The 25,600-nt window shown below is 27.6% G+C and carries 22 protein-coding genes; 6 read left to right on the forward strand and 16 right to left on the reverse strand.

Going from position 1 to position 25,600, the window contains the following annotated elements; all coding sequences use genetic code 4:
- Window positions 1-2: 2 nt before the first annotated feature.
- Together ACX1M8_RS00055 and ylqF are read left to right on the forward strand one after the other, a co-directional pair.
- Window positions 3-266, forward strand: a complete 264-nt coding sequence (locus ACX1M8_RS00055) for a DivIVA domain-containing protein (protein ID WP_458811075.1) — start codon at window positions 3-5, stop codon at window positions 264-266.
- Window positions 259-1,119, forward strand: a complete 861-nt coding sequence (gene ylqF / locus ACX1M8_RS00060) for a ribosome biogenesis GTPase YlqF (RefSeq protein WP_458798227.1) — start codon at window positions 259-261, stop codon at window positions 1,117-1,119. Before ACX1M8_RS00055 ends, ylqF begins: the two co-directional genes overlap by 8 nt.
- Before the next feature lie 60 nt (window positions 1,120-1,179).
- On the opposite strand, the gene ACX1M8_RS00065 is transcribed toward ylqF, so the two are convergent.
- From ACX1M8_RS00065 to efp, 11 genes are all read right to left on the reverse strand, one after another.
- Window positions 1,180-2,826: an MHO_4530 family protein gene (locus ACX1M8_RS00065; RefSeq protein ID WP_458836526.1), complete on the reverse strand. Its 1,647-nt coding sequence runs from the start codon at window positions 2,824-2,826 to the stop codon at window positions 1,180-1,182.
- Complete coding sequence (locus ACX1M8_RS00070) at window positions 2,826-5,012, reverse strand: ATP-dependent helicase (RefSeq protein ID WP_458836527.1); 2,187 nt, start codon at window positions 5,010-5,012, stop codon at window positions 2,826-2,828. The genes ACX1M8_RS00065 and ACX1M8_RS00070 overlap by 1 nt, the downstream gene beginning before the upstream one ends.
- Window positions 5,013-5,014: 2 nt before the next feature.
- On the reverse strand, window positions 5,015-5,659 hold the full coding sequence (locus ACX1M8_RS00075; protein WP_458836528.1) for an RDD family protein: 645 nt from the start codon (window positions 5,657-5,659) through the stop codon (window positions 5,015-5,017).
- Window positions 5,659-6,678, reverse strand: a complete 1,020-nt coding sequence (locus ACX1M8_RS00080; protein ID WP_458616211.1) for a glycosyltransferase — start codon at window positions 6,676-6,678, stop codon at window positions 5,659-5,661. Before ACX1M8_RS00080 ends, ACX1M8_RS00075 begins: the two co-directional genes overlap by 1 nt.
- A gap of 107 nt (window positions 6,679-6,785) precedes the next feature.
- A complete protein-coding gene (locus ACX1M8_RS00085; protein ID WP_458798224.1) occupies window positions 6,786-7,871 on the reverse strand; it encodes a hypothetical protein in 1,086 nt (361 codons plus the stop codon).
- 93 nt (window positions 7,872-7,964) lie between these two features.
- Window positions 7,965-8,558 carry an FMN-dependent NADH-azoreductase gene (locus ACX1M8_RS00090; RefSeq protein WP_458616208.1) on the reverse strand — a complete coding sequence of 198 codons (594 nt, stop codon included), beginning with the start codon at window positions 8,556-8,558 and terminating at the stop codon, window positions 7,965-7,967.
- Between the two features lie 32 nt (window positions 8,559-8,590).
- Complete coding sequence (locus ACX1M8_RS00095; protein ID WP_458836529.1) at window positions 8,591-9,595, reverse strand: nicotinate phosphoribosyltransferase; 1,005 nt, start codon at window positions 9,593-9,595, stop codon at window positions 8,591-8,593.
- Between the two features lie 53 nt (window positions 9,596-9,648).
- A complete protein-coding gene (locus tag ACX1M8_RS00100; protein WP_458616205.1) occupies window positions 9,649-10,686 on the reverse strand; it encodes an MAGa3780 family membrane protein in 1,038 nt (345 codons plus the stop codon).
- A gap of 9 nt (window positions 10,687-10,695) precedes the next feature.
- Window positions 10,696-11,025: a hypothetical protein gene (locus ACX1M8_RS00105; protein ID WP_458616204.1), complete on the reverse strand. Its 330-nt coding sequence runs from the start codon at window positions 11,023-11,025 to the stop codon at window positions 10,696-10,698.
- Between the two features lies 1 nt (window position 11,026).
- A complete protein-coding gene (locus ACX1M8_RS00110; RefSeq protein ID WP_458616203.1) occupies window positions 11,027-11,344 on the reverse strand; it encodes an MMB_0454 family protein in 318 nt (105 codons plus the stop codon).
- Window positions 11,344-11,907: an elongation factor P gene (efp, locus tag ACX1M8_RS00115; RefSeq protein WP_458616202.1), complete on the reverse strand. Its 564-nt coding sequence runs from the start codon at window positions 11,905-11,907 to the stop codon at window positions 11,344-11,346. The genes ACX1M8_RS00110 and efp overlap by 1 nt, the downstream gene beginning before the upstream one ends.
- Before the next feature lie 448 nt (window positions 11,908-12,355).
- Here efp and ACX1M8_RS00120 point away from each other — a divergent pair, with 448 nt between their 5' ends.
- Window positions 12,356-12,787 (forward strand): hypothetical protein, encoded by a 432-nt coding sequence (locus ACX1M8_RS00120; protein ID WP_458836530.1) that lies wholly within the window; start codon window positions 12,356-12,358, stop codon window positions 12,785-12,787.
- A gap of 39 nt (window positions 12,788-12,826) precedes the next feature.
- Complete coding sequence (locus ACX1M8_RS00125; RefSeq protein WP_458836531.1) at window positions 12,827-14,278, forward strand: hypothetical protein; 1,452 nt, start codon at window positions 12,827-12,829, stop codon at window positions 14,276-14,278.
- Between the two features lie 46 nt (window positions 14,279-14,324).
- On the opposite strand, the gene ACX1M8_RS00130 is transcribed toward ACX1M8_RS00125, so the two are convergent.
- From ACX1M8_RS00130 to ACX1M8_RS00145, 4 genes are all read right to left on the reverse strand, one after another.
- Window positions 14,325-14,759, reverse strand: coding sequence for a 23S rRNA (pseudouridine(1915)-N(3))-methyltransferase RlmH (locus tag ACX1M8_RS00130; protein ID WP_418018517.1), 435 nt, complete (start codon window positions 14,757-14,759; stop codon window positions 14,325-14,327).
- Between the two features lie 62 nt (window positions 14,760-14,821).
- Complete coding sequence (mnmG, locus tag ACX1M8_RS00135) at window positions 14,822-16,657, reverse strand: tRNA uridine-5-carboxymethylaminomethyl(34) synthesis enzyme MnmG (RefSeq protein WP_458836532.1); 1,836 nt, start codon at window positions 16,655-16,657, stop codon at window positions 14,822-14,824.
- Window positions 16,658-16,756: 99 nt separating this feature from the next.
- Window positions 16,757-18,193: a hypothetical protein gene (locus tag ACX1M8_RS00140; RefSeq protein WP_458836533.1), complete on the reverse strand. Its 1,437-nt coding sequence runs from the start codon at window positions 18,191-18,193 to the stop codon at window positions 16,757-16,759.
- Window positions 18,194-18,204: 11 nt separating this feature from the next.
- Entirely contained in the window at window positions 18,205-20,424 is a 2,220-nt protein-coding gene (locus ACX1M8_RS00145; protein WP_458836534.1) for a S8 family serine peptidase, read from the reverse strand.
- Between the two features lie 677 nt (window positions 20,425-21,101).
- On the opposite strand from ACX1M8_RS00145, the gene gap reads away from it, so the two are divergent.
- Entirely contained in the window at window positions 21,102-22,103 is a 1,002-nt protein-coding gene (gene gap / locus ACX1M8_RS00150; protein WP_458617103.1) for a type I glyceraldehyde-3-phosphate dehydrogenase, read from the forward strand.
- A gap of 75 nt (window positions 22,104-22,178) precedes the next feature.
- On the opposite strand, the gene ACX1M8_RS00155 is transcribed toward gap, so the two are convergent.
- The gene (locus ACX1M8_RS00155; RefSeq protein WP_458836535.1) at window positions 22,179-24,635 is read right to left on the reverse strand and encodes a UU173 family protein; all 2,457 of its coding nucleotides are present in this window, start codon (window positions 24,633-24,635) and stop codon (window positions 22,179-22,181) included.
- A gap of 729 nt (window positions 24,636-25,364) precedes the next feature.
- On the opposite strand from ACX1M8_RS00155, the gene ACX1M8_RS00160 reads away from it, so the two are divergent.
- Window positions 25,365-25,586 carry a hypothetical protein gene (locus ACX1M8_RS00160; protein ID WP_458616196.1) on the forward strand — a complete coding sequence of 74 codons (222 nt, stop codon included), beginning with the start codon at window positions 25,365-25,367 and terminating at the stop codon, window positions 25,584-25,586.
- Window positions 25,587-25,600: the final 14 nt, after the last annotated feature.

Below are 25,600 nucleotides of genomic sequence, written 5' to 3' on the forward strand. Positions count from 1 at the left end.
GTATGAATAATAAAGTAAATGATTTATGTGAACTAATTAAGAATCAAAAATTTCATATGAATCTTGAAGGCTATAATAAAAGAGAAGTAGATGACTTTTTACAACTTATTTTTGCCAATTTAATTGATGAACAAAGCCAAAAAGAAAGCTTAGTTAATGAACTAAGCAAATACAAAGAATTGTATCAAAAAGAAGTAATTAAGAATCAAATGCTTGAAGAAGAAAATAATAGATTATCTAAGGAAGTAGAGAAAATATATGAATAACAACAACGAAAACGAAAATAAATACCAAAATCTAATTCAATGATATCCTGGTCACATGGCTAAGGCGATGAAAGATTTAAAAGAAAATGCTAATTTAGCAGATCTTTTTATCGTAGTCTTAGATGCAAGATGTCCAATTAGCTCATACAATGAAGATTTTGATAAAATAGCTCCACAAAAACCTAGATTATTTATTATTACTAAGTCTGATTTAATGGATAAAAGTAAAAAAGATAAGATTAATGCTAGATTCAAGGGTGAAAACTTATTATGACTTGATTTAAGAAATCAATCATCTAAGAAAATTATTCTAAATAAAATTAAAGATGTAATGAAAGAAAAAATAGCTCGTAATAGAGCTAAAGGTATGCTTATAACAAGAATTAAATCTTTTGTTGTTGGTGTACCTAACTGTGGTAAAAGCACTTTAATCAACCTTGTTTCAGATAAGAAAACTCTTAAGGTGGCTAATTATCCTGGTGTAACTAGAGAAAAGAAATGAGTTGTTAATGGTGAATTTTTATTCTTAGATACCCCTGGAATTTTACTCCCTAAGTTTGATGATCAAGAAAATGCAATAAAACTTCTAGTAACAGGAGCAATTAAACTCGAAAACTTCCCACAAGAGTTCTGTGCTACTAAAATTTATGCTTTAATTTCTTCTTATTATCCTGAAAAAATTCAAGCTTTAGGACTTGTACCTAGTCAAAATGACGTTGAAATCTATGCTCAATTTCACCAATATGCTTCACTAAATAATATTTTTAAAGATGGTGGTAAAGTTGATTTAACTCGTGCTTATACTTTATTTATAAACTGAGCCAAAAACCTTAATGATGTTACTTATGATTAAATTTAAAAACACGGATAATAGCTTGCTGATAGAGCTATCCGTGTTTTTAAATTTGCTTAATTAGATTTTCTTGCCTTCTGTATAGTAGCATGCGAACACCTTGGCTTTATAAACAATTAGATCATCTAAACCTTGAGGTGGATTTTCATAAATAACCTTAATATTGTTGTTTGAAGCTAAGTTAATAACATTAATACAATCAAAGTAAACTTTAGTACTGTTAAGGTGTTTTGTAACTTTTTCTCCTATGACAATGGCTTTAAGTTTTGTATCATTAATGATATTAATTAAAGCTTTATCAATTTCATCGATATATAAAGCTGTAGGAATTGAATTTCTAAAGTTATCTTCAATTTTACGTTTTAAATTAATGTGATCAAATACATTATTGTATGCATAAATAAGGCAAATTGGTGAATCTTTTGTACTATTAAGAACCTTATTTAGGTATACTTCTTGACTAATTTTGATAAGTAGATTTCTATTAGCTTTATTTGAATTTTTCTCTACAAATTCATATCAGTATTTTTCATATTCATAATTTAAGATAGGAATATTTCTAAAGAAATCGTTTCACTTATTATCGTTAACATCATATGAATCGTTGGACACTGATGCAATGGTTAAATTAGAAGATTTTTGAGATTGGTAATTCTTAATAGGGAAGAAGTTAATATGCATGTTATTAAGTTCTTTATTAAGAAGTGAGTTCTCATTACGATATCTAATTAATTGATTATTAAATTCCTTAAATTCAGGTGTGCTGATAAAATCAAGAGATAGATCTAGGTAATTTTGATAATTTTTAAAATCATTAAGAATATTAAAAAGTGAATATGAAATTTTAGCTAGTAACATTTCTCTTGAGTATTCAGTTGCTAGTTTAGCGTTTTTGAAAATAGTAGCAGCTATAAAATACTTATTAAAGTTGATATTATCATTTATATGATGAATTTCATTTATATAGTTATTATAGGTATGATTACCTTTATCCTTAATAATAAGGAATAAAAATCCATTTTGTCTAAAAATAGAAGTACGTTTTCAAGATAAATCAAACTGATCAAATAAGTCTTGAAGATATTCTGAATCAATATCCCTTGTTATATAGTAAGGTTTTAGTGCAAAAGCAATTATGATACTTTTATCTTGCTTAAATTCAGCATCAAAAAAGACATTTTGATCATTAGAAACTTTATTCAGCCAACTAAATTTTTCGTTTTTAGTTTTTCAAGTGATAGTGCAATTATATTGTCCGTTCTCTGTTGGATAAATCTTTAAAACATAAGAGTTTGAGACTAAAGAAACACGATCAAATCAATAAACAAATCTTTCGAATGGTGTAAGTATTGATTTGATATTTTTATTAAATGTAAAAGGTATTTCTTGTTTACGAGTATTACCTTCTTGAATGTATTTTAAAATGTATTCTGTAGTTTCAGCATCAAATACATTTAGCAAGGTATCTTGAGGAATGTATTTATACTCTTGAAATTTAAGTTTTTTAGCATCAAAAACAGTTGAGAATGCATAGTTTTTTTCACTTAATCTCAAAACACGCTTGTTATTAGAATCGATGGTAAATAAGATGATTCCTGATGAAGAACGTGCATAGAAGAAATAAAGTGATAAGAAGAAGAGGAATGTAAGTAGGATAATTGTAACAAAAACACCTATTACAACTCCGATAATAGATGATGTTGCCATTATTTACCTATAACCTTTATTGAAGAGTGGTTTTTATTCAATGTTCTAATTTTTTTATCTTTGATGAATTCTACAACGATTTCGTTTGGCATTACTTCTAGGACTTCTCCTTCTCCAAACATAATGTGACTGATGATATCTCCTACAATAATGTGGTTACTTGTAATTGTTACATCTTCGCTGTTAAAATCACTGAAGTAACGATTTTTAGCGTTAATAATTGTTTCGTTAACATCTAGTCCCATTTCTGTGATGAATCTAGATGGTTTCTTATCGATATCCGTACCAATAATTTTTCCTCTTGAATCAGAAATAAATAGTTTATTTCTAGCTCTAGTTACGGCTACATAAGCTAAACGTCTTTCGTCTTCTAAAGTATTTGAGTATCTTCCTTTAGCAGAAAATTTTGAAGAATTTTGAGGTTCTAAAGATCTTCTGTTAGGGAAGATTCCTTCAGACATACCTACGATAAAGACATTATCAAATTCAAGACCTTTAGCTGAGTGAATTGTCATAAGTGAAACATAGTTAGGCACGTTGTCATATTCATCTGAAACAGACATTAAAGCAACCATATTTAAGTAATCAGAAACAGTTTTGTCTTTGTTCTTTTCTTCTCAGTTAGAAATTGAGTTGATTAGTTCTTTAACGTTGTCTTCAGCTGAACCGCGTAAGTTTTCGTTCATAGCTATGTGTTCATAGTATTTGATTTCTTCAAGGAATTTATTTAAAGTTACACTAATTTTGTTGTGTTGTAATGCTTTAGCATACTTAACAACTAATACCATAAATGGATAAATTGATTTAGTAATCTTTTCTTTAGGGATAGGAAGAGTTCTAATGTCTTCTTGTAGAGTTCTAAATAAAGATTTACCTTGTTTTTTAGCATATTCTTTAAGTTTACTTAAAGTTACTTCACCAATTCCACGGTTAGGAACATTAATGATACGTTCTAAAGCAATATCTTTTTGTTCGGCGATAACTCTTAAGAATGCTAAAGCGTCTTTAACTTCAGCACGTTCGAAGAATTTTGTACCATTAAAAATCTTGTGGTTGATATTTTCTTCAATAAGGGCTTCTTCGAATGGACGTGAGTAGTAGTTTGAACGATATAAAATAGCAATTTCTTTAAGTTGATTCTTTTGTTTTTTAAGTTCGTTAATTTTTTGAATAACTCATCTAGCTTCAGCTTCTGGAGAAAATCCGTGATAAAACTCAACATCATCACCAATTTCGTTTGAAGTGATTAAATCTTTGTGAAGTCTATTTGAATTTTGAGCAATTAATTTATTAGCTGCATCTAGTATTTTTTGTGTTGAACGATAATTAGTATCTAGAATAATTGTTTTAGCATCTGGAAATTCTTTATCAAAATTTAAAATTAAGTTAACATCAGCTCCACGTCAGTTGTAAATTGTTTGATCTGGATCACCAACAATTGTGAAGTGTGTGTTTTTTCCAACAAGAAGCTTAATTAAATCATATTGGATTCTAGATGTATCTTGAAATTCATCTACAAGCACGTATTCAAATTGTTTTTGATAAATTGCAGCCACTTCTGGGTGTGTTTCTAGTAGTGTTTTAGTTAACGAAACTAAATCATCAAAGTCAAGCGAACCTTTAGATACAAGTTCGTTTAAGTAAGCTTGATATACATCAGCAACTACTTTAGAATACTCAAATGTTTTAAGTTCGTCGCATAATTCTTTGTATGTTAATTCCATATTTTTAGCATATGAAATATATTCGATCATACTTTTGTAACTGATATCGTGGTTGGAAATACCTAGTTTACGATAAATGTTACCTAGAATTTGAATTTTGTCAGGTTCATCAATGATTAAAAAATCAGTGTGAAACCCTAGAAGTCTTATATGTTTTCTTAATAATTCTGCACAGAAAGAGTGAAATGTGGAGATTTTTAATTCATTTTTTAAACTCTTACTTGTGTATTGCAACACTCTTTGTTTCATTTCATTAGCTGCTTTGTTAGTAAAAGTCATAGCTAAGATATTTTTAGGTCTAACACCTAAGTCGTTAATTAAGTAAGCGATCTTACGAGTAAGAACTCTTGTCTTACCGGAACCTGCTCCTGCAATAATTCGAAGAGAAGTATCGAAATACTCAACAGCTTCTCTTTGTTTAGTATTTAAATCACTTAATAAATCAGTTTTTATTAAATCCATAATTAATCTCCTTTTATAATGTCGTCGTAATATTTAAATGTTCTTTCTGTGTAATAATAAGGAATTAAGATGATATCTTTACTTTCAACTAGTTCAATGTATTTATCTTCAACAATACGAGAACTAAAAGCAATATCAATAAGTGTTAATTTCTTTTTATAGAAAATTAGTAATACATAACCTAAAGTTTGTAATAAAAATCAAGTTCCCATAAATGCTGTAATAATTGCACTGATTACTTGAATGCTTGGATCAAGATTTTTATTGTTAAATAATTGGATTTTTGATAAATCCATTGATGATGTAGAAATAAGAACGATAATAAAGTTTAAAGTTACAAAGAAGCAACCTAAAATGTTGCGCTTTAAAATTAAGGTGTAATGAAATTTTTTATCTTCGTTTCCAATTAGTTTAAGATTAAAGATTCACATACCAATACTTTTTCCACCAATAAGCATAGGGAATAAGACATAGTAACAGTTTAATCAAATCATAATTAAGCACATAGAACCGTAAAAGTAAGAAGACTTATAAATAAGTGTGTTAGGTTGTGCTATAAAAACGATTGCAATAGCAATTGAGATAAAGAGAATAAAGTCGATTACATTCGAGAAGAATCTCTTAAAGAAACCTGCGTTTTTATACATTATTCTAAGTTATCCAAAATTTTAGTTTTAATTAGTTTTTTATAATTTTCTCTTAGCATACCTGTTTCTACATTGTCTTGTAGCATATACATATTTGTTGTTAAGAATGTTTGAAAATCAGGACTAGCTTCAAGCTTAGCTAAAATTTCATCGTGTTTTTGAATTAGAAGTTTACTTCTTTTTTCTTCGAGTTGTTCTTTATCAGTTTTTGAAAAGTGTCTGTAAACAAAGTATGTTTCTGATAAGAAACCTGTAAGAAGTAATTTTACAAAGTAATATTTAGCATATTTAAGTTCTTCTTGAATTTTTAAATTCATACGTTTAGCATTATCTTCTATAACTCTAAAAGCATCTAGAACTGTTTTTGTATTAAATCAAGTGTCTGATGAAATAAATTCACGAATGATTCTAAAGTCTAAGTATTTGTATTTTTTAGCTTCCATCATTAATAAGTAGTTAATTTCTAAACACATAACTGTATCGTTAGAAACTTTTGGTCTGTATTTAGCAATTTTCTTGACTAAAGCTTTTTTGAAAATTTTGTTAAAGATAAATGGATAAGTGTAAGCAATAACATTTGGATTTTTGTTTATATCAAGAACTTTATCAAATTCGCCTCTTTCTTTAGGTTTGAAACGAACAGTACCAACTAGTCTAGGTTTGAATTCTAGAACATCCACATTGAAACGTTGAGCATGTTCAATCATATCTCCGATAAAGTATCTCTTAATACTTGAGTCAGAATTAATTACAGTTACATAATCACCTTTAACAATTCTAAATGCACTAACTAAGTTGTGTTGGTATGAATTGTCTTTTGAGTTTGTAATTAAAACTAATCTGCTTCCGAAGAATTCATAATATTTTCTAGCTATTTTGAAAATATTTTTGGCTTCAGAGTTTTTATTTACACATAAAATTACTTCAAAACTCTGTGTTTCTTGTTCTTTTAATGAACTTAAAAATGTATCAACATATGATGCATCATCACCGACAAGTGAAATTATTGATAATCTCATATTTACTCCTTAAATTTATATTTAAATTTTATCATATTTAAATATTTCATATTTAAACAATTTCCAATATAAGACTATTTTTACAAGCAAAAAGAAAAAACTCAGCCTTAACTGAGCTTTGTTTTAGGGTAATAAACTTCAATTAGTTGATCTGCTAAATTGTTTAAGTATTTAATCATTGGCTTAGACATAATATTTGAACAAATAATGTTTAATGGTACAGGTAACATAGTTTTTAAAGATGTTAGAACTACTACTTCAATTAAACTGTTAGCTGTTGTTTTTAAGACTTCGTTTCCATCTTTAGAAAGTCCAGCAATAAGCATTTTGTAATCTAATGCTTTTTCAGCAACGGTAGCTTTTACTTTATCAAATCTTGAATCTTCATTGTTTTTAGCCAAGATTTCAGTATCACTTCAATCGCTGTGTGGTTTTCTAAAGTTTAACTTAATACCTTTAGCTACTAAATTATCTTTTTTCAAGGTAATTGTTAATGATCAACCTTTGTTTAAGTCTTGATCGATTTTAGATATTTCTAAATCGTCTGCTAATTTAACATTTCCATTAGTTGACATAAATGCTTTAATTTCATTTACTAGTGCATTATATTCTTCTTGTTTACCTTTTTTAATTGCATTTTCTAATGTAACTGAACCAAGTAGGTTTCCACCTGCATTTTTAAGCATTGTTTTGATTCTGTTAGTGAATCAATCTTCATTTACATAATAATTATGATATGCATCTTCTAAAGCTTTTTCTGCATTTGTAAGGTCATTTTGAGAATTAATTTCAATCAATAATGTGCCTAATTCTACGTTTGTATTAATCTTTTTAGAATTTAATTTTTGAATAAGTGAATTTCATTCATCTTTTGTATATTCAATATTTTTATTAAGATTGAATTTTCCACCTAATTGAATGTTATAGTGAAGTTTGATATCTGTAAAAGTTGCATCATTTTTGAATTCTTGATCTGCTTCTTTAAGTGTTTTAGCTAGTGCATTTAGTTCTGTAACTTTTGTAGCTGCTAATTCAACAGTTTTAACTTTCTTAACTGGTGTAACAACTACATTTTTGTCTGGTTCTGGTTTTTTAGCATCTTCTTGTTGTTTACTACATTGTGTAGCAAATAATGGAACTAATGAGGTTGTAATACCTCCAAGTGTTAATAAGATTCAGTGTGTCTTCTTCATTTATTCCTTTCTAAAAATAGTTTACAAAAAAAAAAAAAAACAGAAGTCCCCTCAAGAACTTCCATATCTTGTTCCATATTTTAACTTTTAAAGCTATTTTATAGCTGTATTGATTTGATTATCGATGTAATTTTCTAGTTCCTCAAGCTTTATTTCACTAGTAGGCTTAACTTTTGTTCCGTATCATTTAATGTGTTGAACATCTTGGACACCTAAAAATTTAAAAGTACCTTCTAGTCATTTAGCGTGATCTCCTCAAGGATATCACCCATCTGGAGCACCTTGAGTAGAAACTATAATTACTTTTTTAAGGTTAGTTAGTAGTCCAATTGCATCACCTTTACTTGAATATTTGTAACTAAATGTTTTATTAGCTACAGCAATAGCATCTATGAAGTTTTTGACTAGCGCAGAGCTAGAAAAGTTTATCATTGGGTTAGAAATCACTAATACATCAGTGTTTTTAACCTTTTCAATCCATTGATCTGATTCAACATCGTTTCAGTATGTTGAAAAATTATTGCTAGACATAAATGTTGTAGCTAGCTTAGTATCATTTAAATCAATTCTTTCGATGATATTTGTTTCATCTTCTTGATATTTAGTTTCTAGTAAATCTAAAATTTTGTGTGATACTGAATTTTTGCTAGGAATAACATGTCCATCTATAAATAGTATTTTTTGCATTATTTTATACCTCGATTATTTCTTTTATTTAATTACTTCTTGTAAGTAATTAAATTAGGATTATATCTATAACTACGACCTTCTTTAGCTTGCTTTTGATCGTTTAAAATAGTTGCATCTGCTGAAAAAGAATTATTAAGTTTAAAAATGCTTTGCCCTACACCGTAGTAATCAACGGGTACATTTAAGTCTTCAAATAATTTAATTTTTTCTGCATTAAATCCTGAAGAGACAACTATTTTATAATTAGTTGCACCAGCTTGATCTAAAGCTTTTCTTAGTCTAAAGATTTGTTCAGGATTTACTCCATATTGTGGTTCTTCATTATCAAACATATGATCAACCATATTTTTAGAAGTGTCGATTCTAACGCCTCAAACCTTATCTCCTAGGGCTTTTCATACTTTTAAAGCATCTGTAATAACATCATTATGATAGTCAACTAAAGCAATTAATTTATTGTTTGGAAAGAGTTCGTGATAAGCTTTTGTAGCTTCTACTACATCTCCATTAAATCCTTGAATTAGTACATGTGGCATAGATCCGAAGACAGACTCATTTTGATCTTTCGGATCTTTTTGTGCTAAGGTAGAAACTAATTTAATTCCACCTACTCTAGCTGCATATCCATCGATTTCTTGAATGATATAGTGGTCAGCTCTATCACCCATAAAAATAACTTCTTTGTTTTTTGCAGCTTGCACACAGTGGTATGCATTAGTTGCAATCGATGTATTACGTGTTAAGATACCATCAATTAGCCCTTCTCAGATACCAAATTCTTGGTATTGACCTTCAAATTCTAAAACAATATCTAAGCTGTTGATGTGACTACCTTCAGGTAAGTATCTAATAGTGTATTTGCTTGTATCTGTTTGAGTTTCTAGTATATCTAAAACTTCATTAATTCCACATAAAATTGCATCATCCTTACGTTGAAAAAATTGCATAATAATTTTATTATTAGGTAATTTTGTTGCAAGGATATCTTTAGTTTTATCGAAATAAGATGCGATATATTTTTCTTTTTCTTGCATAATTCTCCTATTTCATAGTTATAGAAAACAAACTAATTACCTTAGTTTGTTTGTTAGTCTTGATTATTATCCTCAAGAATAAATTCATTTGTTTCTTCTTGAGAAGCAGAAACAAGGTGTTTATGATTTTTCTTATCTAATTTTGCTTGTTTTAATTCGGCCTTATGCTTTTGAATAGCTTCACGTGTTTCAGGACGAATGAAGTAAACTTTTTTAGGTTTCTTTTGTCAAGGTGCTAGTATTCTTAGTACTTTGCGTAAGATAAATCCGATAGCTGGAGCTGTAAAAATAGCACATAATACCATAATTACATCTAAAACAACTATAACAAAGATACTATCACCTTTATATCCTATAGGGTGGTAGAAAGAAACAACCCCATATATAGTTACCCCTCTTTGTAGTTCTGTTCCACCAAAAGGAGCCATAAATTTATATCCGATAAAGTAGATTGCTACGGTAAATAATAAGTAAGCAATAGGTCAAGTGCAAAATGCTCAAATTGATCTAGTTGAAATACGTATTCTTTTACGTTCATAAGCAAATAGTGTAAATAAACCTAAGAACGGAGCACCAGCATGCATGATTAATGTTTTAATCATTTCAAAAGGTCGATTTTGAGTTATGATGCTGTTGTCAAAAACAACACCTCCTCAGTAACCCATCATAACAACAATGATATAAACCATTGAAGCAAAATAGAAAGTCTGTGCTCTACGAGATTTTTGATAGAATGGGTAAATAAATAATGTTACACCCATTAAAACGTTAGACATAAAAGTAAATCAGTATGTAGAACCACCTCAGAATAAATAAGTCGCATTTGGATACACTAATTCAGTTATAACTCGTTTAGCATCTTCATCGCTAGTGTTGTAAATTGCTTCAATATTATTTAAGATGGTTTTATTATCTTGACCTTTTAAATTATAAGCTTCTAAAACTCATATACTTCTAAAGTGTCATTCTAAAACAGTTACGGTTATATATGTAACAATTAAAGTAAAACCGATTGCACAAGTGATTCAATCCTGTCATTTAAATGAACCAAATAACCTTGAAAAATATTTGTGTATTCTTGAATTTTTCATTTTCTCTCATTAGATTAAGATTGCTAGCAAGATAATTAAGATGATTAAAAGTAGGAAGACTACTCCAAAAATAATGCTGTAAGGTCTATTTCTTGCAAAAGCATGCTCTCTTTTTAGTCTTTTAAATAGAACTTTATTAGGAACTAAATCCTTATCAGCAATTTTATGCTCTCTTAATTCAACTAAAAGAATATTAATTTGATCTAAATATTTTTTAGTTGCCTTACTAAATCTTTTTTGGTTTAATTTTTCAAATTTTTCTATTTCACTTTTAACTTCGTTGCTAAAAAGCTTACGATAAAGTGGCATTTTTTCTTTAGGAAATTCTCTGCGTTGCATTTTAATAAATGTCCATTAAAACAACTTGTACATTTTTAGGTTTTTTATCAATTAAACTTTTAACATTTTCTTCAATTTTATATGTTAAATCTTTAATTATTGCATATGGATCAATTTCGCTCGTTTGAGCTCCACGGATTTTAACATCTATGTAAATTTGTAAATTTGAGTGATCTTCTTCAAAGCTTAATCTCATATTTGAAAGATTACTTTTTACATATTTAGTAGTTTCTAATGCAACAGAAACAGCATCTACGATAGCTGATTCCTGTACGATATAACTTTGATTAGAATTGTATGGTACTGTAATTCAGTTCATTATTTATTTGATTTTCCAACGTATTTTCCAGATTCTGTAGAAACTGAAATAACGTCACCTTCTTTGATGAACATAGGTGTTTCTAATTCAAATCCTGTTTCAACTGTTACTTTCTTTTGTGGGTTTGTTGTTGTGTTACCTTTAACAGCATCAGGTGCTTCTGTAACAAGTAAATCAACGTTAGCTGGTAATTCAACGTCTAAAACTTCTTCTTGGAATTTTCTGATTTGAACTTCTGATCCTTCTTTTAAGAAGTTTAATTCTCATTCAACGTGTGATACAGGAATTTCAACTTGTTCAAATGTTTCGTTATCCATTAAAATAATGTTTTCACCATCTGAGTATAAGAAGTTCATTCTTCTTTTATCGATGTGAGCTGGTTTAACTTTATCACCACCTGTGTATGATTTAATTGTAGTAGAACCTGTTCTTAAGTTTTTAACTTTAGCTTTAACGTTAGCTTGACCACGTCCTTGTTTTGAGTGTTGTGCATCTAACACAACAAAGATTTCACCTTCATCTTCGAATGTGATACCTGGTTTAAATTCATTAACATTAATCATTTTTTCTCCTTTTTTAGCTTTAATTTAGTAATAAATTAGTTTTTGTTTAAATTAAAATAATTATATAAAAATAACTCTTATTTTTTATAAAAAAATAAGCTGTTGTAATCAAATTTCATACTAAGGCTTAAAGTGCTGATTTTTAACGAAAAATCAAATATTTTTATCGCTCAATCTAGGACTATAAATAATAGGTTTTATAAAAAATCTTTTGTTTACAAGTTACCGATTTAAAAAAATTTTAAAAAAATAAAAAATTTGCTTGATTATATATTAAAAAAGTATTACAATTATAGTGTAGATAAGATTAGTTTTACTTATCTACAATGGATTGTTTTACAATTCATATCGTTAACTCACGTAAAAAGTACATTGAAAAATGTACTTTTTTGTTTATTTTTTGTACACTTTTGAAATATTTTAATTTATATAATGAAAGGAAATCATTATGGAAACAATTAAACTATTTCAAATTTACAAAATAAATGATCAAATTAGTGATGCTTTAAATAAAGAAATAGATATAGAAACAAATTTTATTATGCCTGTATTTATTTCTGATGATAATGTTTTATTTTGTGAAATTAGAAAGAAATCTAAATATCAAAACAAGAATCAATGAAGTAAACAAATTACTTTATATACTAAGAAGAAATATACCGACTATGTTATTGAGCTCTTAAATATTTATAGAATACCTATCGAAATATTTAAAGAGCAATTTAATAATGTGCATTATGAATTGTTTAAAGATAATTTAGCAGAAGTAAATGAATTAGAAATTCTAGATGCTTTTGTTGAATCTTTAGAGCAAAATTTATTTGCAAGTAAATTGATAACTATCAATTTAAAGACTAAAAACACCAAGAATTGTTACTAAAATTACATTAAAATAATGTTTTTGTAATAAAATAATACCATGATTACAGATCGATGAAATAAGACAAGAAGTAAAAAAATAAACCCAGAAAATAATAGTTGACTTCTAAGTGAGAGGTTAGAAGTTCTAAAAAAATCAATATTTAAGCAGCAATTTTCAATTTTTATTGCTCATTTTATATATCAAGCTTTATTTATAACCTTTTTAGTATTAGGAATCGTGAATGCTAAAGGGCAAATTGATAGCAAGCAACAAACTTGATATACCTATATAGTAGTAGCTGTTTTATTATTTGCCTACTATAACTTTTGAGTATATGTTAAAGCATATCAATTACATTTCAGATTGCATACAGTCTTTCAAAATTTACATTGAAATAGTAAAACTTTTGAAAGACTTATGCAATTTGACTGAGTAATTACATTTTTACCTATTTCTAGTTTTCTATATAAGTGATTTATCTTAGAAAAAAATCTTGTACCCCAAAACAAGAATATAAATTCACTTCAAGATATAGTAAATATAAATTATTTAATTAATTTAACTAGTGATTCACGCTTTTCTAAATTAGTTAAAGACTCGTTTACATTTTCAATACAAGATCTAACAATGTCTAGTATGTTGTTAGGATTATTCTTAATTGTTACAACTTTAACAAAGTTCACAGGACTTTCTAAAGTTGGATTAAGTTTTGAGTATGTATTTTACATCGTGTTTGCTTTATTCTTTCCAACTTTTAAGGCAGTAATTTTAGGTTTAATAGCTGACTTTGCTTCATTATTGTTTACAGGATTTATATGGTCATGATTCTGAATGTATGCTTTAGTGCCTGTAGCAGTAGTGCTAATTTCAAAATTATTCCTATGAATGTATAAATCAAACACTATTGCTGGTGCCATAACAACAACTATATTATTAACTTTAATCTTTATAGCATTACTAGTTGCAACATCATATGCAGCTTACTTGCACAATATTGATCCTACAGCAGGAAATTTAAAAAACTTCTTTGGTGTAGATAAGAAAAATGGAAATGCTCAAGGATGAAGAATAACACGTACCTTTGGAGTTTCCACCCTATCTGATACAGTTATATGATCTATGGTAGGCATTAGTGGAGCTGCATTAATAGGGGTTGTTATATTAGCTAGTTTCCTTATTAAAGGATGTGGCAAAAAATCTGAAGAAGAAATTAACCGTACTAAATCACTTATTTTAATGAAAAAAATCTTAATTTCATTTGCTTTAGTGGTTTCAGTTATTGTATTAGCTCGATGAATTTATGGTCCATATGTTTACATTCAATATGCTAACTACTTCAATGGTAAAAATTACTTACTAAATGATAAATATATCTACTTTATGATACCAATCGTGCTTCGTTCATTTATATCTATTCCTATCTATACGGTATTACTAATTATGATATATTCAACATTAGATTTCTTTAAAGAAAGAATATTACATCAAAAGTTTCAAACTACTTATTAGCCACTGTCATAGTGGTTTTTTGTTACAAAAAAGAGGCTTAAGCCTCCTATTTATGATATGTAATATTATTTCTAATTGTGAATGCACGATATATTTGCTCAACCAGCATAACTCTAAAGAGTTGATGTGGAAAAGTCATTTTAGAAAAATTGATTTGATTAGGGAAATAAGATTCGATAACTCCATTAGAACCACCGATAACAAATGTAACATTATCAACATCTAAAAATAAGTCGCCAAATTCTTCGCTAGAATACTGTTTACCTCTAAGAGATAGGTAAAAAACTTTTGAGTTCTTAGGTATTTTTTCAAGTATTAATTCAGTTTCTTTTTGTTTTTTAAGTTCGATATTTTCGATTTTTTGTTCTTTAATTTCAATTACATTAAGTTTACAAAAGTAATTGATTTTTTTAGCATAATCTTCATAAAGAACTTTAAATTCTTTGCTTAATGAGCCAACACAAATAATGTTTAATTTCATTTTACTCCTTGCTTATAGGGATAAAGTGACTAATATTATTCGAATAGCCATTCCTTATCAAATTATTTATTTCTAGTTTCTATGTAAAACATTAACATTTGAATATCGGCAGGATTAATACCACTAATTCTTGATGCTTGTCCAATTGTTAAAGGTTTTATTTTTGTTAATTTTTGTTTTGCTTCAGTTGCAATATTTGGAACTTTTTCATAATCAATGTCTGAAGGTATTTTGAAGTTTTCAAGTTTATTCATTTTTTTAGCTTCAGCTTGTTGCTTTTTGATATATCCATCTAGTCTAACTGCGATTGTAAGCTCATTTTTAAATTCATAATCGCCTACAACTTGACTAGCTTCAACATCAGGGCGAGCTAAAACTCTAAGAAGTGATACACCATTTTCAATGCCTAAGGATTGAGCTAATTCGCTTTTTGATGATAGATAAGTGTTTGCTAATTCATTCATTTTAGCTTCTATACTTGCATATTTATCAACTACTTTTTGGTATTGTTCATTAGAGATTAATCCAACTTCATTTCCGTATTTTGCAAGTCTTAAGTCAGGATTATCATTTCTTAATAATAAACGATATTCAGCTCTACTTGTAAGCATACGATATGGTTCTTTAGTTCCTTTTGTAACTAAATCATCGATTAAAACGCCAATGTAAGCATCATCTCTTTTTAAGATTAATGGTTCTTTTCCTTCTAGTTTTCTACCGGCATTAATCCCAGCCATTAAACCTTGAGCTGCAGCTTCTTCATAACCACTTGTTCCGTTGATTTGACCAGCAGTAAAGATGTTTTTAATAACTTTTGATTCAAGAGAAGGCGAAATTTGTAAAGGATTTAATGCGTCGTATTCGATAGCATAACCTCATTTTTGAACTTTACAGTTTTCAAGACCTGGAATTGTACGAAGCATTAAGTCTTGTACTTCCACTGGCATAGATGTAGACATTCCGTTTACATAAATGATTGATCCGTCAACTGTTTCTGGTTCAAAAAAGACTTGGTGACGAGGTTTATCAGCAAAACGCATAACTTTATCTTCAATACTTGGACAGTATCTTGGACCAATTCCTTCAATTAATCCTGAATACATGGCTGAACGACCAATGTTTTCACGAATTATTTCGTGAGTTTTTTCATTTGTATATGTTAAATAACAAGAAATTTGCTTATCTAATTTAACATTAGATCTAGTTGAGAATGATAAATAGGTATCTTCTAAGTTTTCTTTTTCTACTTTAGAAAAGTCAATTGAATCTGCAAAAACTCTAGCAGGTGTTCCGGTCTTTAATCTTTGCAATTCAAAACCAAGTTTAGCTAAAGATTGTGAAAGTTTAGGAGTAGTTTTTTGGTTATCAGGCCCAGAAATAGTAATTTGATCACCTCTTAAAATACGAGAGTTCATATATGTTCCTGTAGTGATAACTAGTTCACTAGCTTCTAGCACATCTCCATTTTCTAGTCCTATTGCTTTAAATGAATTATCTTCAACTAAAATTTCTTCAGCAACTCCTTCAATTAAAGTTACATTAGGGTGCTTTTCTAAAGCTTCTAGAATTATTCTTGAGTATTTTTCCTTATCAATTTGAGCACGCATAGCTCTAACTGCAGGGCCTTTTGATTCATTTAGCATTTTAATTTGAATCATTGCTAAATCTGAAAAGTATCCTTGAACACCACCTAAAGCATCGATTTCACGTGTAATAATTCCTTTAGCAGGACCTCCGATTGAAGGGTTGCAAGGCATCATAGCAATTCTTGAAAGATCAAAGCTGATTAAAGCAACTTTATGTCCCATATTTGCTAAAGCAAATGTTGCTTCAACACCAGCATGCCCTCCGCCAATAACTATTGCATCATATTTATTATTTGAAACTGTTTTATTCATAGTTTTTATATTTTACTATTTTGGATTTAAATTACTAAAAAGTTTTTTGTTTTTAAAATTTTAAAAACTGCCTACATATAATGCAAACAGTTTTGTATATTACTTATTGTTTTTTAGGTATGATTCTTTTAATTTATTAATTTCATTATCCTTAAAGCTAAAAATATTAAATAAATCGTCATTTAATTGAATATTTTCACCATCATTATTATTAGAAAGATAAGATGCTAATTTAGACAATGCTAATGGTTTAGATTGATCGATTAAAATATTATGGTCGTTAAGTTTAATCGCTTGTGTATATGCGAGAACAACTGAGCTGAAATTTTCATCAGATACAGGAATAGAAAAATCAATATTTAATTTGTAAAATTTAGGTTTTACATATTCTTTATAACTTTTATATGCATCATTTAGATCTTTAAAATTGATATCTGGATTTCCAACATAAAATCCAGGCAATTCGGTTACATCAGAAGGGGATAACTCATCATCTCATAAAAGATTATTTTTATATCAATTTAATTCGAAAGTCGAAATATTAGGATAAGAATTATGATGTGTTGAAGCCAATACTATACTTATAGTTGAAGTATTGGTGCTTGAATCTTTAATAATTTGAACTAAAGGAGTGGCTTTATTTAGCATACTTTCACTCATATAGCAAAAGACCTCAGCGCTAATAGATAGTTTTTTAGTATTATTATCGGTTTTCGTTTCTTTTGTCAAAATATTTGAAGAAATTATAGGACTATCACCTAATGTGTTTACTGCATTACTACCTAATTTATTGATTAATAGATTTTTTTCTTTATGATTTAGATCTTTAAAAGAAGTAAACCAATCTGTAAATTTATTAAATTGTAATTCCTTGTTTATGACACTATTTTGTGTTAATAAATAGTCTCATAATGATATTTCGTTATTTTTAACAACAACTTTACTGTTTTTTAATAGAGCTAAATATGAATTATTTGAAAATCCTTTTGACATAATATTTCAATATTCGTTTATAAGAAACTCATTATTACTGTCAGAAATAAGTTTAATTTGTTTGTCTCTATTAGTTTGAGCTTCATTAATTATTGAGCGTTGACTGATAATTTCTTTTGCACTTACTTCTGGTTTAATATCAAGTGATTGAACTGTAAATCCAAGTTGTTCTTTTGGGGTTATAAAAGTTTCTACAAGTAATCCTAAATGATTGGTATATGAATCGATGACTTGCTTGTTATAATTGGTTTTGCTAAAATCAATAATTCTTAAAACTGCAGGTTTTAACCAATCTTTGAAAAACTCTTGATCCTTAGTGTTTTTTAGATTTAATTTTTTTGAAATTTCAACCAGCTTTTTGAAATCAATAACTTGATTATTTTTGATATCTTTATTAATAAGTGTAGTTCCATATGTTTTATTAAAAGTTTCAAGGTCGTTATTTTCTTTTTGTTGACTTGGTTGACAAGATATTGTTAAGAACAATATAGGTATTAATGCGCTTGAAGTCATTGATAATAATTTATAAAATTTATTTTTCATTGTATTCCTTTCTATCCTCTTTTTGCGATAAAATAGTCAGTTCCGATTATGTAAGTTATATCTAATGAATTAATATATTCGATAAAAATGTTTTTACATTCTTCTCAAGTAATTATGTCATCTAGATAATCATTCTGATTTTTGTAGTCACTGTATATTCTATATAACTCATTTAAAAATACGATTGAAATGTATACACTATAGTCATCCATAAAGATTGCATTATCTCTCTCATATACTGGCATATCTATTCAAATTTTTTCAACAGAAGATGTATTGGAGTTGCTAATAGATTTTTTAGAACGAGAAATTTCTTCAGGATAATAATTATAATAATCAAATCAATTTTGATAGTAAACTGTGTAATCAAACTCTGCTTTTAGGTTTAAAATATCAAAATCTTTGATATTTTTTGAACAATATATAAGAAAATCAAAGTATTTACCTGATTCATCATTTTTATTTGAAAGATATCACAAGAATCCTTTTTTATCATTTACAGGATTTATTTTATCATAGGATAAAACTATAGAATATCTAGATGAATTGTTGTATTCATATTCGTTTTCTGGTATTTTATAAGTAAATGTTTTATCATTTATGCTATTAAAATCAATCTTGAATTTCTTAAGTTGGCCATTTTTAACTATTTGATACATTTTGCGATAGTCAGGAACACCAAAACCTATTTTAGAAAATGAATTGTTTTTTCTTCTGACGCCATAGTTGAAATCATTTTTAATATAGTAAACCTCATCATAATCGGAATTTGTATATGTATTAAGGTTGTATTCTTTAATTTGTGAACTATATGCTAATAATGCTTTAATTTCAGCCATACTAAATGTTCTATTGAATGATTGTTGCAATAAAGAAATCATACCTGTAATTATAGGAGCTGAAAAGCTTGTGCCTTCGCTTGTTAAATAATAATTAATTAATGAGTTCAGCTTGCTGTCTGATGATTTTTCTTTTAAAGTTTCAGCTGAATTTAATTTAGGTGCTTCACCATATGAACTGACAAAAGGGAGATTATCATTTTCAGACATAGCAAATGTAGAAAATTTTGAAGGTTTCATTGAATCATTAACAGATGCTACATACACAACATTATTGCCTATGGTATTCTCTATAAATTTATTGTATTTACTAATAACATTTTTTGCTAAATTATCATCTTTATTAACTGAGGTTATAATATGAGACAATGAATTTTTATTTGCATTTACTACATCTAACAAGTTATTTAGATGTATTCATTCATTCAAGTCGTTTGACCTTCATGATGATTTTATTTGCCATTTTATCGAGTTTATCAATGAGTCAAGTGATTTGTATTTTTTTAACTTTTGAATATATTTTGTGATATTACTATAAATTTCACCATCATTACCAGCTGCAGCTATTACTGAGATTCCGTATTTTTTGTTATAAAAGTCTAGGATTTCATCAAGTTTTGATCCAGAGTTTAAATCTAAATTTAATATTTTTGATATATTCAATAGCCAATAAGTTTCGGCAATTTCTGGATATGTATTATCCTTAGCAATAAAGTTTTGAGTATTAATAAAATTATTTTCGATGCTATTAAGAACTTCGAAATCAATATTTTTATCTTGAGAATAACTAAGTAATTTAGGACCTAAACTTAAATTAACAATTTTTACATCATTAGCCACCATATAATCTAATGAGTTTTTTATTTTTGAATAAATGTTTTGGTTTATGTCTGGATATTTATTAAATATATTTTGTTTTTCTGAATCATTTTTTATTGAATTAATCATATCGAGACTACTATAGTACACATTTGCGTTATTATTTACTCCGAGGTCAGAGCCTATTAATGAGTAAACTTTAGAACCGTGCATAGTATTTGTATTTGAATATTCAGATATAAAATCCCCGTGAACATGAAAATTATGTGAATTAATTTTAGTATTTATTATGTCACTTTTCTTTATACCATTTACCTCAATAATTCCTACCTTACTATAAGATTCATTTAAATCAAAATTTAAATCTTCTTGCTTGCTTATGTTATGCAATTTAAAAAAATAACTATAAATGTTTTTATAAGAATTTAACTGTTCTAAAGATATAGTAGTGTTTGTATATTTATTAATCTTCACATCATTTGATAATGATGCAGACATTGATATAGGTATAGAAATACCAACAACAGAACTTAGAGTCAATATGCTAAATATTTTTTTGAATGTCTTTTTCATTTTTTATTCCTTATAAGAGTAATAAAAAGCCACACAAAAAAGTGCGGCAAGTTTTTTAGAAAAGTATATGCAATTTATATTTAAATATTTTGTACTTATTGTCATATATTACCCTTACATAATAATTATATTAAAATATATAGGAACTTTCTATAAAAATTAAAAATATGGCTTTCCACTAAAGAACTAATTTCGGTTGTAAAATAAAGTTTTTAATTTTAATTTTTTGTAAAAAAGGCAGCAGAAAAGCTACCTTACCCATAAAAATTTGATGAGATTGTTTTAGAAGATCACCAATTTTTAATAATGTTTTGAAAAAATTGTATGGCTCATTTTTTATAGTGTATAAATTGTTGGTATATTAAGACAAAAAATTATGCACATAATGACATATGTTTAGAATATTTATGTAGTGGCTTGAGTGTAATCTTCTCAACATTTCTTTCTTAATTTTGAATATGTCTAAAAATTTTCTTCTAATACGCTAAACAATAATAAAAACCCTTTTTTACATAAAAAACTTATTGTTTTTTAACTTTTTGTTTTTTAATACATATTTTTTTATAAATAAAAGAATTAAAAAAACAGTAGCCTATATATAAAAAAACTAATATAATATAACCGAACATAAAAAGATTACTTTTTATTATCAATCAATATAACCATTTGAAAGGAAGATTATGAAAAAAGTAGCAATTAACGGTTTCGGAAGAATCGGAAGATTATTCTTACGTAGATTACTAGAAACTAAATCAACAGATATGGAAGTTGTAGCTGTTAACGACTTAACAGATCCAGCTACATTAGCACACTTATTAAAATACGATACAGCATACCACGCATTACCTGCTGAAGTTCAAGTTAAAGAAGGTGCAATCGTTGTTAATGGTAAAGAAATTAAGGTTTTATCAGAAAGAGATCCTGAAAACCTTCCTTGAGCAGAATTAGGAATCGATGTTGTTGTTGAATCAACAGGATTCTTCACAAAACGTGAAGGTGCAGAAAAACACTTAAAAGCTGGAGCTAAAAAAGTTGTTGTTTCAGCACCATCTGACAAAGATGTTAAAACAATCGTTTACAATGTAAACCACAAAGAATTAAACTCAGAAGACAAATTAATCTCAGCAGCTTCATGTACAACAAACTGTTTAGCACCAGTTGTTAAAGTTCTTGTAGATGAATTTGGATTAAAATCAGGATACATGACAACAATCCACTCATATACAGCTGACCAAAGATTACAAGACGCTCCTCACAAAGACTTACGTAGAGCAAGAGCAGCAGCTCAAAACATGGTTCCTACATCAACAGGAGCAGCTAAAGCTATCGGACTTGTAGTTCCAGAAGCAGCAGGAAAACTTGATGGTGTTGCAGTTAGAGTTCCTACAATCACAGGTTCATTAGTTGACTTAACAGTTATGTTAGAAAAACAACCTACAGTTGAAGAATTAAATGCAGCAGTTGCTAAAGCAGCAAACGAAACATTAGCATTCTCAACATTACCACTTGTATCATCAGACATCATTGGAGAACACCACGGATCAATCTTTGATTCATTAATGACTTCAGCTAAAGATACAGCAGATGGAAAAATGTATAAATTATACTCATGATACGACAATGAAATGTCATATGTTTCACAACTTGTTAGAACTGTAGAATACTTCGCAAACTTATAATCAAATAATATAAAGCAAGTTAGCATTAGCTAGCTTGTTTTTTTGATACAAAAAAGGCTACAGCGTAGCCTTAGACTATATAATATCAAGTTTACCATCATCATTAATGTAATAGGTAAAATCATCTTTAGTAATCTTATATTCAAACTCATCTAATTCATCTTTAAATTTTAGTCTTCCTAAATACATTATTAATTCATAAACCATTATCATAGCCTTAACATCGTTTTCACAATACATTTTAAGCGCAGGTACAGTCATTTCGTTTCATAAGTTATCACCTATGATTCCTGCATTTCTTTGCATTGCCTTTTCCATAGCCATCGTACCTTTTTGAATTTCTAGATCAGCATAAGGGGTAATAAGATTTTTAAGTCTTAATCCTAGGTGTGTAATGTATTTCTCAATCTTTTTAATTGAGTAATAAAACATTAAATAATTAATTGAAATAATATGGCTATTTCAAGAAGTTATTTGAAGGAATTTTTCATAATCTATATCATTTAGGACTTTAATTGTGTGATTTTCTTCATCATCTTCAAAGAAAACATATTCTCTAAGAAGACGATCTGAATTATCTACAGGTAATTTATCTGCTGAGTATCGATTAAAACAGTCAGCTAAATCAATAGTGTGCTGATTAATATGGAAGACAATGTGTTCAAAATCTTTTAATCCATTCGGAAATAATTCATTAAATTCTTGAATAAACTCTATGTTGCTTTGTGAACCATCTCCATTATTAATTTGTTTACGTACAAGGTTTAAAACTTCTTTATTTCTTGTATTTTCATAACTTTTATTGTAAACAACATACCCATCGGCCTTATTACAGTAAATTTCCTTAATCATCTTTACAATATCAATTAGCTTGATATTTAATGTATCTATAACAAGGTTCTCTTTGAAAATTTCTTGACCATTTTGAGTAAGGATGATTGATACTTGGTTAATCACTTGGTTATATGAAGGCACATTATCTATTATTGGATATAAGTTCATAAATCCTTCATAGTCATATCAGCATATTTTGGCATCTTTTTTATGGATATTTTTAATTACGTTTAGCGCTTGTACATTAAAGAAATTGATATTTTTTCTCATCTTCACAATTTTATTTGTAATTGATTCAAAAGCTTTCTTTTCTGCAGGCTTATAAGCGTTTCCTGAATAATAATCATATTTATTACCTAGTATATAATTTAGTAAAACTGCTCTCTCCAAGGCAGAAAAGTATTCGGGTAGAGTAAAGATGTTTTCATCAGTTTTTGGAATTATTCCATTTTCCATTCAAGATTTTACCTTGCTATCATCTTCTAAATTATCAACTGAATAAAAGTATTTAATTGCATCATAATTTAAGGATTCTTCATTATTGAAAGCATAATAACTTCTTATTAATAATTCGATATAGAACTCAAAATTTTCGAGTTGTCTAATTGTTAAATCGCCCTTACCCTTAAATTTAAATGGCAATTTATTTTTAAGAAGCTCTTCATAAGGGTGTACTCTTAAATCAAATTCTGTAGATGCAGAATCTAAATCAGGAGTCTCATTTTTAATAATTTCAACACCATTTTGCAGAATTAAGCCTGTTTTAGCAGTTTTTACGAAGCTAAACATATTATCGCGTTCATAAAATCCTGAATGCCCTAACAAAGTAGCATCACCAGTTCTTTTTAATACAAAATCTAAATCAATAACTTCTGATCTAATTTTTGCGCTACTTGATTTTGAAATACTTTTTAGTGGGTATGCTGAATAAGATTCATAAAATAGAATTTGATTCTTTTTTACAGTTTTAAGAGTTGCTGAAACTGGATCAATAATTATTGTTGAACATTCTTTTAATTCTATGTCATTGCGCTTTAAGATTTTTTGTAAGAATCAGAAATGATAAAATTGTGTATTTTTTGCTCTAGAAACATATGATAAAGTTGTTAGCTTTTTAAGTTGTTTATCATAAATCAGCCCATCTGAGATAAATTTAAATTCTTGTTCTTGATTATCAACTACATCATAGCTAAAAACTGGATCAATAATTAATTTGATATTATCATCAGCAATAAATTTCAAAGTTGTTTCTATTTTGTTTTCTAATTTATCTGTGCCACGGATGAATCTGACATTTTTAGGTTGAATATTGTATTTTTTAATATATCAATTAATAGCATCTTTTTTATATTTGACATATGAATCTAGTCTAATATTAATATATGACTCGCTGATAGTATCAAAATCTATTTCTTGTTTTACTTTTGTTTCGAAGTGATCGTCTTTAATTTCAAAAAAAATTTCAACCTCATCATCATTAATTTCTTCATCATCTGTTTCTATTATTCCTGCTTCATCACTTTCGATTTCTTTAATTAAAGCACGGTGGTCTTCAGGTGTGTATCCTCATTTTTTAAGGTACTCACTTTCAATGATTCTATCTTGAATATTGCTTGTGTTATATATCATTGCTGGATTGTTATAAAAAACTTTTTTAAAGGTATTTCATTTGATAATAACTGGTTCTTTTTGCTCCATAAACTCTCCTAAATCTTGACAAAATGCTAAAGCAATCTGTAATAATTAAAATAATTATATTATTTTCATGAAGTAAATTTTTAAGAAAGCAAGGAATTTATTAAAAATACTGAGCTTAATAATTTTAAATTTTAGAAGAAATAACCTACTGATTTTCATAATAAAGAGCAATTTTTAGCCATTTTAAGTCAATAAATATGAGATACATACAATCAATATTAAAATTGATATAGTGAGAATAACAAAAAGCATTATTTTTGCCTATTTTTCATAAAAAAATGAAGAAAATGGCTAAAAATATGCTCAAAAATGTATGTTTTATTCAAATGTGAAAAAATGTGGAACAAGTTACGAAAATGCCTTATTTTTAGGCTAATTAGTAAGAGAAATTTGTAAGAAAATTTAGACAAATTAGAGGTATAAATATTTATATTTATAAAAAAATAAAAAAAATATACACGCAATAGGAAAAAGTATTAAAATACAGATATGCAATTCGTAAGAAAAATACTTAAAAATAGGAATTTTACACAACTTTATGATATTTTCTTTACGGGAATTTTTTTATTAATTATTTTTGTTATGTTGTGTTTGATACCTGTTAATTATGGGTTATTTTTCGGATATGCATTAGGTGCTCTATTAATGTATGTCTTTTTTAAATTAAATTGAATAATTTCTTATTTCACGTTGATAAATAAGAAATTAAAATTGTATGCACTATTTATTTTGAAAACAACATTATATTTTGCTATAGTTGCCTTGATTATGTTTCTCATACTTCAAATTAACTATTCTCATTTAGAACATCTAGAACCTAAATTAAACAAACCTTACACCTTATTGCAAAGAGTTGATCGTCCAATCAATCTCTTTGCGTTCCTAGGTGGATTATCAACAAGCTTTGTTGCAATCTTGCTAACACAGATTACAATTAGCTTGAATAAATAAAAGGAAGGAGGCTT

The sequence above is a fragment of the Mycoplasma tracheobuteonis genome, assembly GCF_054456995.1.